10 protein-coding genes are annotated in these 12313 nt (G+C 74.3%); 1 reads left to right on the top strand and 9 read right to left on the bottom strand.

Annotation, left to right across the window (positions count from 1 at the left end; genetic code table 11):
* Positions 1-38: 38 nt before the first annotated feature.
* The 9 genes from QRN56_RS19810 to QRN56_RS19770 all read right to left on the bottom strand — a co-directional run bounded on the left by QRN56_RS19810 (position 39) and on the right by QRN56_RS19770 (position 11100).
* Positions 39-1961, bottom strand: coding sequence for a right-handed parallel beta-helix repeat-containing protein (locus tag QRN56_RS19810; RefSeq protein ID WP_285106110.1), 1923 nt, complete (start codon positions 1959-1961; stop codon positions 39-41).
* A 79-nt stretch (positions 1962-2040) separates the two neighbouring features.
* Positions 2041-3039: a dihydrodipicolinate synthase family protein gene (locus tag QRN56_RS19805; protein ID WP_285106108.1), complete on the bottom strand. Its 999-nt coding sequence runs from the start codon at positions 3037-3039 to the stop codon at positions 2041-2043.
* Positions 3039-4637, bottom strand: coding sequence for an FAD-dependent oxidoreductase (locus QRN56_RS19800; protein ID WP_285106106.1), 1599 nt, complete (start codon positions 4635-4637; stop codon positions 3039-3041). The genes QRN56_RS19805 and QRN56_RS19800 overlap by 1 nt, the downstream gene beginning before the upstream one ends.
* A gap of 110 nt (positions 4638-4747) precedes the next feature.
* Complete coding sequence (locus QRN56_RS19795; RefSeq protein ID WP_285106104.1) at positions 4748-5542, bottom strand: ATP-binding cassette domain-containing protein; 795 nt, start codon at positions 5540-5542, stop codon at positions 4748-4750.
* Positions 5539-6597, bottom strand: a complete 1059-nt coding sequence (locus QRN56_RS19790; protein WP_285106102.1) for an ABC transporter ATP-binding protein — start codon at positions 6595-6597, stop codon at positions 5539-5541. The genes QRN56_RS19795 and QRN56_RS19790 overlap by 4 nt, the downstream gene beginning before the upstream one ends.
* Before the next feature lie 35 nt (positions 6598-6632).
* The gene (locus QRN56_RS19785) at positions 6633-8150 is read right to left on the bottom strand and encodes an ABC transporter substrate-binding protein (RefSeq protein WP_285106100.1); all 1518 of its coding nucleotides are present in this window, start codon (positions 8148-8150) and stop codon (positions 6633-6635) included.
* Between the two features lie 108 nt (positions 8151-8258).
* On the bottom strand, positions 8259-9080 hold the full coding sequence (locus QRN56_RS19780; protein ID WP_285106098.1) for an ABC transporter permease: 822 nt from the start codon (positions 9078-9080) through the stop codon (positions 8259-8261).
* A complete protein-coding gene (locus tag QRN56_RS19775; protein WP_285106096.1) occupies positions 9077-10009 on the bottom strand; it encodes an ABC transporter permease in 933 nt (310 codons plus the stop codon). Before QRN56_RS19775 ends, QRN56_RS19780 begins: the two co-directional genes overlap by 4 nt.
* On the bottom strand, positions 10006-11100 hold the full coding sequence (locus tag QRN56_RS19770; protein WP_285106094.1) for a LacI family DNA-binding transcriptional regulator: 1095 nt from the start codon (positions 11098-11100) through the stop codon (positions 10006-10008). The genes QRN56_RS19775 and QRN56_RS19770 overlap by 4 nt, the downstream gene beginning before the upstream one ends.
* A 155-nt stretch (positions 11101-11255) precedes the next feature.
* Between QRN56_RS19770 and QRN56_RS19765 the strand changes: the two genes are divergently transcribed.
* Positions 11256-12299: a GDSL-type esterase/lipase family protein gene (locus tag QRN56_RS19765; RefSeq protein WP_285106093.1), complete on the top strand. Its 1044-nt coding sequence runs from the start codon at positions 11256-11258 to the stop codon at positions 12297-12299.
* The last annotated feature ends 14 nt before the right edge of the window (positions 12300-12313 follow it).

Below are 12313 nucleotides of genomic sequence, written 5' to 3'. Positions count from 1 at the left end.
GACTGTCCTCTCAACGGGGTTCCCTCACGACTGTCCTCTCACGACATCTCCCCGGCGCCCGGCACCTCGATCGTGGCGCCGTCGGCGGTGAGGTACCCGGCCACGATCACCCGGTACCAGCGCCGCCCGTCGGACACGGCGAGCGTGGGGAACGGCCCCAGCGCGTCGGGCACCATCACGAGCCCGCCCGCGACGGGTTCGGGCAGCTCGGCCACGGGGTTGGGCACGAGCTGCAGGCTGTGCGCGTGGACCCGCCGCATCCGCAGCTCCGCGGAGCCGAGGTCGCGCTCGTTGTCCGCGGTGGGCACCACGCCGTCGGCCCCGACGCGGACGGCGGCCAGCGCGTTCGCCTCGGCCGTGGCGGCCACCAGCTCGACGACGGCGGCCCCCGCCTCCCCGGCGGGCACCACCCGCACGCCGCCCTTCACGCCCGGCCCGGCGCCCGCGACCTGGGCCGACGCCGCCAGGAAGCTGCCGTAGGCGTCGCCGTCCCCGTACCCGTCGGCCGCGGTGGCCCGCACCACGGACGCGCCGTTCTTCGCCGAGGTGAGCTCGTGCTCGTTGGGCCCCGCGCTGCGCCGCTGCACGTAGCACCCCTCGCCCACGGTGCCCGCGAGCAGGACGGGCGCGGCGGCGTCCAGGGTGTTGCCGCTGACGGTGGAGCCGGTCAGGGTGCCCGTCACCCGCACGGGCGCGTTCGCGGGCACCGTGTTGGCGCCGAACGCGTTGCCCATCACGGAGATCCCGGCGGCGTCGCCGGCGATCCGTACCGCGCCCCGGATCACGCTGCGCTCCAGGTTCCAGTTGTCGAACGAGTTGGCGGAGATCGTGATCTCGGACGCCGACTGCTCGAACGCGACCGGGTCGAGGTTGATCCAGTTGAACGTGTTCCCGCTGATGGTGACGTTGTGCGCGTCCACGCCGCGGAACAGGATCGCGTTCGGGGGCCGGTTGCCGCCCGGCTCCACCCCGCCGCCGCCGATCACGTTGCCCGCGATCGTCAGGTTGCTGCCGCCCGCGGTGATGTCGATCGCCGGCCCGGAGGCGTGCTCCACGACGTTGCCGACGATCGTGGAGTTGATGATGCCGCCGACGAAGAACCGGCGGCCGATGTCCACCAGGTTGTTCGAGATCACGGCGCCCCGGAAGTTCTCGTTCTCCGCGCCGGTGGTCGCGATGCACTGGTTCATGCTGTGGAAGTGGTTGCCCTCGATGAGCCACTTGCGCATCCCGTACGGCAGCAGGTGCAGGTCGCCGCCGCCCGTGCCGTCGGTGGGCCACTGCACGGTCAGAGCGGTCCCGGAGATCGCCACCAGGTTGTTCGTGAAGACCAGCCCGCGCCCGACGTGCACCACCGCCTGGTTGAACGACACGAAGGTGCACTCCGTGATGGTGGCGTCCATGTCGTCGGTGTTGTTGGTGCGGGCCGTGCGCACCGCCACCGAGCCGGGCGTGCGGGTCCGGGTGATGAACGACAGCCCGCGGATGCCGCACAGCGGCGCGTGCATCTCCAGGCCGGTGCCGTCGAAGTCCACGAGGATCAGCGACGTGCGCACGCCCATGGTGCCCTGGCCGGCCAGCACGATGCGGTTGAGGTTCATCGGCTCGGTGAACTCGGTGTCCCGCACCACGAGCGGCGCGGTGATGCGGTAGGTGCCCGGCGGGAACCAGACGATCTTGCTGAGGCGCTCGAACTGCGCGTCGATGGCGGCCTGGATCGCGGCGGTGTCGTCGTTGACGCCGTCGGCCAGGGCGCCGAACTCCTGCGGGGTGGTGGCACCGGAGATGTCGAGGGTGGCCAGCGCGGGGTCCGAGAGCTCGGGCGGGCCGGGCTCGGCCGGCAGCGCGGTGGTGGGGGATGCTGCGGCGGACAGCGGGGCGGACACGGCGCCTGCGGCGGTGGCGAGACCGGCCAGGCTGGCGGTGCGGAGCATGTTCCGTCGGGTCACGGGCTGGTGCATCGTTGCTTTCCTTCCGTTGAGCCTTACGGGCTGGGCCTTCGTGGGGCGGCCCAGATGGGGGTGACTCAGGTGGGGGCACTCAGATGAGATGCTCCGCGAAGGGCACGAGGAAGGCGTGCAGCGCCTCCCGTTCGCCCGGGTCGCACGCGATCAGGGGTGGCGCGACGTGCGGGGGGCACAGCCCGCGCCGGGCGAGCACGGCCTTGATCGCGGGGGTGCCGGGGCGCACCTTGTGCAGGCCCACCAGGGCGGTCAGCAGCTCCTGCAGGCGGGTCACCTCGGCGGTGTCGCCCGCGCGGTGCGCGGCCACGAGCGCGAGCGTCGCCCGGGGCGCGATGTTGCCGACGCCGGGCACGATGCCGTGCGCGCCGAGGTCCAGGGCGGCGGCGAGCTGCGTCTCGTCGCCCTGCCCGACGGCGAAGCCCGGCCGGCGCGCCGCGATGCCCACCAGGTGCCGCAGCAGCACGAGGTCGCCGGAGCTGTCCTTGATGCCGACCACGTGGTCCAGGTCGGCCAGCGCGTCGGCCAGGCCCGGCGTGATCGGGGTGCTGTACCGGGGCGCGTTGTAGGCCACGACGGGCAGGCCGACGCCGGCCAGGGCCGCGAAGTGCGCCACGACCTCGTCGGCGCGGTGGTGGAAGTAGATGGGCGGGCTGAGCACCAGGGCGTCCGCGCCCGCGGCCGCGGCGGCGTCGGCCCGGGCGAGGACGTCGTGCGTGCCGGCCGCCGTCACGTTCACCAGCACGAACCCGCCGTCGTGGCCCCCGCTGAGGCGCTGCCCGTCGGAATGCTGTCCGCCGTAGTGCCCGTTCAGGCGCGGCCCGCCGTTCCGGTGGGTCGCCGCCGACCCGAGCGCGTGCCAGCGCGCGACCACCTCCGCCGTGAACGGGCCGACGTCGGCGGCGGGTACCAGCGGGCCCTCGCCGTTGCTGCCGAACAGCATCAGGGTGCGCACGCCGTGGGCGTGCAGGCTGTTCAGCAGCCGGCTCGCGCTCGCCGCCGCCGGCCGGCCGCGCACGTCCATGGGCGTCACGAGCGGCACGGTCACCCCGGTCAGGAGCGGTGTTCCGGTCAGCATCAGTACCCCTTGATCTCGGGCCAGTCGAGCTCGAACCCGTCGGCGACGAGCTCGGCCTGGAACGCGGCGAGCAGCGCGGCGTCGGCGTGCACCTGGGCGGGCTCCACGCCGTGGGCCAGGCAGTGCGCGGCGAGCGCCCCGGCGGCCTCCCCGGCGTTCCACTCGACGGGGTGCAGGCGGTAGCAGCCGTTGGTGACGTGCGTGGTGCCGATGTTCTTCCCGGCCGCCAACAGGTTGCGCACCCGGGCCGGCAGCAGCGCGCCGAGCGGGATCCGGAACGGGCTGGACGGGACGTCCAGGTAGTTGTCCCCGCCGGTGCTGGGGTGCAGGTCGATCCGGTACATGCCCACGCCCACGGAGTCGGGGTAGGACACGGCACCGGCGGCGCCGCGCACCGCGAGCGAGAGGTCCTGCTCCACCACGGTGGTGCGCGCCCGGATGCGGCGCGACTCGCGCACGTACGGCGCCTTGGCGAACCCGTCCTGGGTGCCCAGCACGTCCGGCCGCAGCCGCAGCCCCGGCCAGCCCGTGCCGCCGTCGGGCCGGGGCGCCTCGGTCTGCAGCCAGTAGAGCATGCTCAGCGACTGCTGCCGGGCGCCCAGCAGGTGCTTGTCGCGCTCGGCCTCGGGCACCGGGTCGTGCGCCGGGCCGACCAGCGGCCCGGGCAGGTAGTCGATCATGGGCCAGTTGACGAGCGTGACGTCGCTCGCGGCGAAGCCGTCCTCGAACTGCTCGCGGGCCACGATGCGGCGGAACAGCCACAGGTCGCGGTCGCCGGGGTCGGCACTCTGGTCGGCCACGACCGGGCCGCTGGGCGCGTGCGGCACGAACGTGCGCACCAGCGGCTCAAGGGTGCGCGGGTCGGGGGCGGTGAGGCTGAGCATGCGGTCGGGCCAGTACGGCGGCCGGTAGTCGCGCCAGTGCTCGTACTGCTCGGGCCGGTCGACCGTGTGGTCCTCGCCCGCGCGGTGCTCCACGGCGAACACCCACGAGAAGGCCTGCTGGTTGTCCGGCTGCGCGACGGCGGGGGCGCTCGGCTCCCCGGTCTCGTCCCGCGACTCGAACCCCGTCACGTGCTCGACGCCGCCCAGCGGCAGCAGGTCGCCCAGCTCCGTGGCGTCCAGCACGTAGGGCGCCGTGACCGTCACCGGAGTGCCGTCCGGACCCGTCAGCGTCACGGCCTCCACCCGGTCGCGACCGGAGTCCACCGCCACCGGGCGGTGCCCGAACAGGACCCGCAGCCGCCCCGCGGCCAGGTACGGTGCCACCATGGCGTCCAGCACCGCCGCCGCGACCCGGGGCTCGTAGCACAGCCGGCTCACCCGCCCCAGGCCCGGGTTGAGGTCCACCACCCGGCGGGCCGACGGCGTCAGCGGGTACCACGTGCGGTAGTACTGCCGCACCCCCTCGCGGAACGTCCGGTAGGACCGCGTGCAGCCGAACTGCTCGATCCACGGGTGCTCGTCGGGTGGCACGCCCTGCGCGCTGAGCTGCCCGCCCAGCCAGTCCGTCTCCTCGGTCAGCACCACCGAGCGGCCGCGCCGCAGCGCGGCCAGCGCGGCGGCCACCCCGCCCGCGCCACCGCCGACAACGAGCACGTCTGCCCCCACCTCCCGCCCGCCCACCCGTTGAGTGCTGGATATGTGCCCTTTCGAATCGTTCCGAGAGGGCGAATATCCAGCACTCAACTGAGCCGGGCGCGGGACCGTCATGCTGCACCCTCCAGAGTTCGGGCGGCCTCCAGGAGGGCCTGGGTGTAGGGGTGCGCCGGTGTGGTGAACAGGTCTTCCGCCGACGTGTCCTCGACCAGCACCCCGCGGTGCATCACGGCCACCCGGTCGGCGATCTGCCGCACCACCGCGAGGTCGTGCGTGATGAACAGGACCGACAGGTCGTGCTCGTCGCGCAGGTCCACCAGCAGCCGCAGGATCTGCGACTGCACCGACACGTCCAGCGCCGAGACCGCCTCGTCGCACACCAGCAGCCGCGGGCGCAGCGCCAGCGCCCGCGCGATGCTCACCCGCTGCTTCTGCCCGCCCGACAGCGCGGACGGCCGCCGGTCGGCCACCCCCGGATCCAGCCCGACGTCGGCCAGCACGCGCGCCAGTGCCTCCCGGCGGTCCCCGGCCGGCGCCACCGACGGGTGCGCCCGCCACGCCTCGCGCACGATCGCGCCCACCGTCATGCGCGGGTTCAGCGACGACCCCGGGTCCTGGAACACCATCTGCACCGCCCGGTGCAGCCCCGGCGACCGCCGCCGCACCGGCCCCAGGGGCCGCCCCTCGAACGTGATGCTGCCCTCCTGCGGCGTGACCAGGCCCAGCACGCACCGCGCCACCGTCGACTTGCCCGAACCGGACTCGCCGACCAGCGCCACGGTCTGCCGCGCGCCCACGTCCAGGTCCACCCCGTCGACCGCCCGCACCGTGGTGCGGGGCTCGCGGACCGACCGGCGCGGGCCGGCGAACGTGACGCGCAGGCCGCGGATCTCGAGCACGCTCACGGGCCGACCTCCTCGGCGAAGTGGCAGGCGCTGAGCCGGCGGCGCGCGGGCTCGTCCGGGGTGGCGCCGTCCGGGGCGGCGCCGCCCGCGTCGATCTCGCCCGCGTCGATCTCACGCAGCGCCGGGACCTCCGTGGCGCACCGCGCCCGCGCCATCGGGCAGCGGGGGTGGAACGGGCACCCGGACGGCCGCTCGAACGGGCTGGCGGGCGCGCCCGGGAGCGGCTCGGCGATCGCCGTCCGGCTGGTCACCGCGGGGACGTTGCCCGCGAGCGCCCGGGTGTAGGGGTGGTACGGGCGGTCCAGCACGGCGCGCGCCGGTCCCTGCTCGCAGACCCGGCCCGCGTACATCACCACCACCTCGTCGGCGACGTGCGCCATGACCCGCAGGTCGTGGCTGACCAGGATCATGGCCAGGCCCTCGCGGTCGCGCAGGTCGGCGAGCAGCGCCAGGATCCGCGCCTGGGTGGTGACGTCGAGCGCGGTGGTCGGCTCGTCGGCGATGACCAGCTCGGGCCGCCCGGCCAGCGCGACGGCGATCATGACGCGCTGGCGCATGCCGCCCGACAGCTCGTGCGGGTACGAGCCCGCCTGCCGCTCCGGCTCGGGCAGGCCCACGCGCGCCAGCAGCTCCAGCACGCGTGCCCGGACCTCGGCGCGGGCCAGTCCGTCGCGGCGCAGGATCTCGCCCACCTGGCGCCCCACGGTCTGGATGGGGTTGAGCGCGGCGGACGGGTCCTGGAACACGACGCCGATCTCGCGGCCGCGCACCTGCCGCCGCCGGCGCTCGGGCGCGGTCAGGAGGTCCTGAGACTTCCACCGCACCTGGCCGGAGGCGACGGCGGCCTCCGGCAGCAGCCCCACGACGGCCATCGCCGTCATCGTCTTGCCGCTGCCGGACTCGCCGATCAGGCCGGTGGTGTGCCCGGCCCGGACGGTGAACGAGACCCGGTCGACCACCGCCCCCGCCGGCAGGGCGACGCCGAGCCCGGTCACCTCGAGCATCGGGGTGGTGCGCCGGTCGGCGGTCACCACCGCGACGGACTGGTCTGCCATCTGTGCTCCCTCCCGCGGTCAGCCCCGCGTGCCCGTCAGCTCTCGGAGTTCGTCACGCGCGTGAAGTACGGCAGGCTGTCCGACGCCGGCACGAAGCCCTCGACGCCCGAGCGCCACGCGTACGGCATGCCCACGAACATCGGGTACATGCCCACGGCGTCGTCCCAGACGATCTGCGTGGCCTGCGCGTACAGGTCCTCCCGCTCGGCGGTGTCGCTGGTCGCCTCCGCTGCGGCCAGCAGCTCGTCGAGGTCCTCGTTGCAGTAGCCGGTGCGGCCCGCGGCGCACGGGTACAGCCGCCCCAGGTTCGTGGCGGCGTCGTACCCCTGCGAGCCGATCTGCTGGATGTTGATGTCCCACTTCAGGGCCAGCAGGTCCTCCAGGAACACCGCCTGCTCCTTCTCCAGCGGCTCGACCTGTACGCCGATCTCGGCCAGGTCCGAGGCCACGGCCTGCGCGAGCTGGCGGAACTGCGGCTGCGAGAACTGCATGCGCAGCGTCGTGTCGTAGTCGAAGCCGGCGTCGTCCAGGGCCGCCTTGGCGGCCTCGGGGTCGTAGGTGACCGGCTCCTGCGGCGCGTAGCCCAGCACCACGGGGCTAACCACGGAGTCGGCCGCGGAGCCCGTCTCCGGGAACAGCGACGCGGTGATCTCCTCGAAGTCGACCGCCTGCCACAGCGCCCGCCGCACCGCTGCCTCCTGCAGGGTCTCCTCGGCGCTGTTCATCCACATGGTCAGCACGCCCGGGCTGTCCACGCTCTCGACCGTGATCGACGTGTCGCCCTGCAGGGCGGGGATCTGGTCGTCGGGCATGGCCCACGTGACGTCGACCTCGCCGGTCTGGAGTGCCGTCATGCGGGCCGAGACCTCGGGGATCGACTGGAAGACCAGCTCCTCCAGCGCCGGGGGACCGTCCCAGTAGGTCGGGTTCGGCGTCATCCGCAGCGCCTGACCCGGCTCGAACGACTCCACGACGAACGGCCCGGAGCCCACCGGGTCCTGGAAGAACGCCTCGTCGACGTCGGGCGGGGTGACGAAGAACGACGAGATCTTCGCGACGAACGACGCGTCCGGCTTGCCGGCGTCGAACACGACGGTGGCCTCGTCGGGCGCCTCCACCTGGTAGTCCACGAAGTTGCCGGCCAGCGGGCCCTGCAGCTCCAGCACGCGCTCGAAGGAGGCGACCACGGCGTCGGCGTCGACCGGCTCGCCGTCGGAGAACTCCACGCCGTCGCGCAGCGTGAACGTCCACCGGCTGGTGTCGTCGTTCGGCTCCCACCCGGTGGCCAGGTCACCCGTGAACTCGCCGGGGCCGGTGCTGACCACGAGCTGGCTGAAGAGGGCGCGGGCCGCGAGCTGCGTGCCCGCGTCCATGCTGGACGGGCCGTGCGGGTCCAGGTTCTCGATGGGGATGGGGCCGGCCGCGGTGAGCGTGCCGCCCGCAGCGTCCCCGCCGGGGTCGTCCCCGCCGTCGGAGCCGCCGCAGGCCGCCGTGGCCAGGAGCGTGAGGGTGAGGGCGAGGGCGGGTACGGCGCGCCGGGTGCTGAGCTTCATCGCTCGTTCCTTCCGGAGGGGTGTGCCGGGTGGATCTACGGGATGGGTGTACTCGGGTGGTCGTACACGGTGCAGCGCCGGTGCGGCGTTGTCAGGGCTGGGCGAAAGTCAGGGCTGGGCGAAACGTCTGGTGAGACGGTCGCCGACCAGGCCGATGCAGACGACCAGGACGGTGAGCGCGATGCCGGGGAAGGCCGAGATCCACCACGCGGTGGCGAGGTACTCCTTGCCGCTCGCGATGCTCTGGCCCCAGGACGCGACGTGCGGGGGAAGGCCGAGGCCCAGGAAGCTGAGGGCCGCCTCGGACAGGACGACGGAGGCGAGCTCCATCGTGGCGAGTGCGACCATGGGCCCCGCCAGGAACGGCACCACGTGCCGGCCGAGGATCACCCGGGTGCGCACGCCCATGATCCGGGCGGCGTCGACCCAGTCGCGCTCGCGGACGGACAGGGCGACGCTGCGCGACAGCCGGGCGAACCCGATCCAGCCCGCCACGCACAGCGCGATGATCACCACGCCCGTGCCGCGGTCCAGGAGGCCCGCGATCACGATGGCCAGCAGGATGCCGGGGAACGCCATGAGCACGTCGACGGTGCGGGCCACGGCGACGTCGGCGAACCCGCCCGCGTAGCCGGCCACGGCGCCGAGCGCCACGCCCACCACGGAGCACAGCGCCACCACGACCACGCCGATGGTCAGGGACGTGCGCGCCCCGTGCACCACCTGCGCCAGCACGTCGCGGCCCACGCCGTCCGTGCCCAGCCAGGCGGTGCCGGCCGCCGTGGCCGAGCCGGGCGGCAGCAGCCGTTCCGTGACGACGGTGGCCACCGGGTCGTACGGCACGAGGTACGGCCCGACGACGGCGGCGAGCACGTAGACGCCGATGATCCCGTGGACGACCCAGGCGCCGACCGAACCCGCGCGTCTCATCGGCGGGCCTCCAGCCGGATGCGCGGGTCGAGGCGGGCGTAGGCGAGGTCGGCGGCCAGGTTGAGCACGACGACGCAGACGGCGATCAGCACCGTGGCGGCCTGCACCACCGCGTAGTCGCGGTTGCCGACCGCGCCGACCAGGAGGTTGCCGAGCCCGGGCCAGGCGAACACGGTCTCGATGACGACGGCGCCGCCCAGCAGCGTGCCGACCTGGAGGCCGACGACGGTGACCACCGGGACCAGCGAGTTCTTCAGGACGTGCCCGGTCAGCACCTCACGCTCGGTCAGGCCCTTGGACCGCGCGGTGCGCACGAACGGCTCGGACATGGTCTCGGCCACGCCGCTGCGCGTGATCCGCCCGACCAGCGCCGTGAAGGGGATGGCGAGGGTGACCGCGGGCAGCACGAGGTGTTCCAGGTCCCCGCCGCCGGCGCTCGGCAGGAGCCGCAGCCACAGCGCGAGCACGAGGATGAGCATGATGCCCACCCAGAACGGCGGCAGCGCCTGCAGTCCCAGCGTGACCGTGGAGGTGGCGCGGTCCACGAGGCTGCCGGGCCGGTGCCCGGCCAGCACGCCGAGCACGATGCCGACGGTGACCGCGACGAGCGTGGCAGCCAGCGTGAGCGTGACGGTCGCGGGGAACCGTTCGAGCACCGCGTCCATGGCCGGTCGGCCGTACCGGTACGACTCGCCGAAGTCGCCGCGCACGGCGTCGCCCAGGAACGACAGGTACTGGACGAGCAGCGGCTGGTCCAGGCCCAGCGTGTGCCGCAGCTCCGCGATCTGCTCGGGGGCGGCGTCCGGGCCCAGGGCGACCGTGGCCTGGTCGCCCGGCGCGAGGCGCACGACGAGGAAGACCGCGGTGAGCACGCCCCAGATGGTGAACAGCCCGACGGCGAGGCGCCGCAGCAGGAACGCGAGCATCATCGCGGGCTCCCCACCGAGTCGCCGTCGACCGGCGTGCACGCGACGGACAGCTGGCGCGGGCCGTCGTCGGCGTCCAGGATCTCCAGCAGGAGGCGCACCGCCGCGCGGCCCATGTCCTCGCGGGGGAGCGTGAAGCGGGTCCAGTCGCGGCCGGACGGGGTTGTGGCGGTGCCCGGTGTGCTACCCGGTGCGGTGCTCGGCGCGCCGCTCGGGGCGGGGTCGCCCAGCAGGGCGACCGAGAGGTCCTCCGGGATGCGCAGCCCCGCCGTGGCGGCGACGCGCTCCAGGGCGGCGACGGTCTGGTCGTCCTCGCTCGGCTCGACCAGCAGCGCGGTCACGCCGTCGGCCCGCCACCGCTGCAGCAGGTCGGTCAGCAGCGTGGCCGTGGTGGCGGCGTCGTCCGGCATCTCGTGGACCGGCTGGTCGGGCAGCCCGGCGTCGGCCAGGCCCGCGCGGAACCCCGCCTCGCGGTCGCGCGTGGGCTCCTGGTGGTCGGCGGGCCGCAGGTACGCGAGACGGCGGTGCCCGGCATCGGCCAGGCGGCGCACCATGTCGCGGGTGGCGCCCACGTAGTCCGGGGCCACGTAGGACAGTTCTGCGCCGGGCAGCTCGCGCCGTCCGACGAACACGAACGGGAAGTCCTCGCGGACCAGGTCGGCGAGGTCCGCGCGGTCGATGTGCCGGCCCAGCAGCACGCAGCCGTCGGCGACCTTGAGCCGGTTGATGCCGCCGGAGTAGATGCGGCGCTCGCCCGTGCCCACGGAGCTGAACAGCAGCAGGTCGTACCCGAACGCGGCCGTGGCCTCCTCGACGCCCAGGAGGAACGGGAAGTAGAAGTCGCGCTGGTCCACGGGGAAGACGGGCTCGAACGTGTAGAGGCCGAGCATGCGGTTGCGGCCGCCCTTGAGGCTGCGCGCGGCGGTGTTGACGGTGTAGCCGAGCCGCGCCGCGGCGTCGAGCACCGCCCGGCGGGTCTGCTCGGCGACCTGCCCGCTGGCCTGGCCGCCGCTGACCACCAGGGATACCGTCGCCTGCGAGACGCCGGCAGCCCGCGCGATGTCCACCTGGGTGGGACGCCGACGTTGGGTCATCGCGGACTCCTCGGGTAGCCGGCGCCATTGCCGGATAGCCGACTTTAATACGTATTAAAGTCGTGCGACGCAACACTATGGATCCGGGCAACGGGCCGTCAAGGAAATCCTGGCCGATACCCCTGTATTCACCCGGTCGACGGAACGAGGGCGGGATGCGCGAGATCCGGGCGGACGACGACGTCCTGACCTGGGCGGGTGCCGTCTCGGTCGAGCACGCGCCGGGCTGGTCGCGGGCCTGGCGGCTGCCGCACGACCGGATCGGGCTGTTCCCCGGCGGTGCCCTGCGCTCGCGCGCCGCCATGCCCGCGGGCGTGCGGCTGGTGCTCGGCACCGACGCCCGGACGCTCGCCGGACTCGCCGCGGTCCAGGGGGTCGAGGTGCCGCTCGACGTGGTGGTGGACGGCGCCGGACCGGACGGCGACGTCGTCGCGTCCGTGCCGGTCGGGCCGGACGGGGGCTTCGCGGTGGAGCTGCCGCCCGGAGACAAGCGGGTCGAGGTGTGGCTGCCGCAGTTCGGGACGTTCCGGCTGCTGGGCCTCGCCGTCGACGACGGGGCGCGGGTGTGGCCGGCCGGCGGGCCCGCCCGGCCCCGGCTCGTGACGTACGGCAGCTCGCTGACGCAGTGCCGGCAGGCGGCGTCCCCGACCCGCACCTGGCCCGCGCGCGTGGGGCGCGGGCTCGGCCTGGACCTGACATGCCTGGGGTTCGCGGGGGAGGCGCACCTCGACCCGATGGTCGCGCGTGTACTGCGCGACCTGCCCGCCGACGTCGTCGTGGCCTGCCTCGGCATCAACGTCTACGGTGCGGGCACGTTCAGCGCGCGCTCGCTGCTCCCGGCGCTGCTCGGGTTCCTGAGCACGGTCCGCGACGGGCACCCCGGCGTGCCCGTGGTGGTGGTCTCGCCGGTCGCCTCGCCGCGGCGGGAGGACGCCGTGGGTCGCGCGGGCCTGACGCTCGCGCAGGTGCGCGACCAGGTGGCCGACGCGGTCGGCCTCCTGGCCGCGCACGGCGACCCGGACCTGCACCTGCTCGACGGGCGGGCGGTGCTCGGGCCGGAGCACGCGCACCTGCTGGACGACGGCCTGCACCCGGGGCCGGAGGGCTACGCGCACATGGCGTCGGTGATCGGGCCGGTGGTGCGGGAGCTGCTCGACGGCCGGGACGCGGGTGGCGCGGTGGTGCGAACCCGGCCGTGAGGCCTCAGCGAGCC

The sequence above is a fragment of the Promicromonospora sp. MEB111 genome (genome assembly GCF_030209445.1).
GTDB lineage: Bacteria > Actinomycetota > Actinomycetes > Actinomycetales > Cellulomonadaceae > Promicromonospora.
This window is presented reverse-complemented; position numbering and strand designations above follow the sequence as displayed.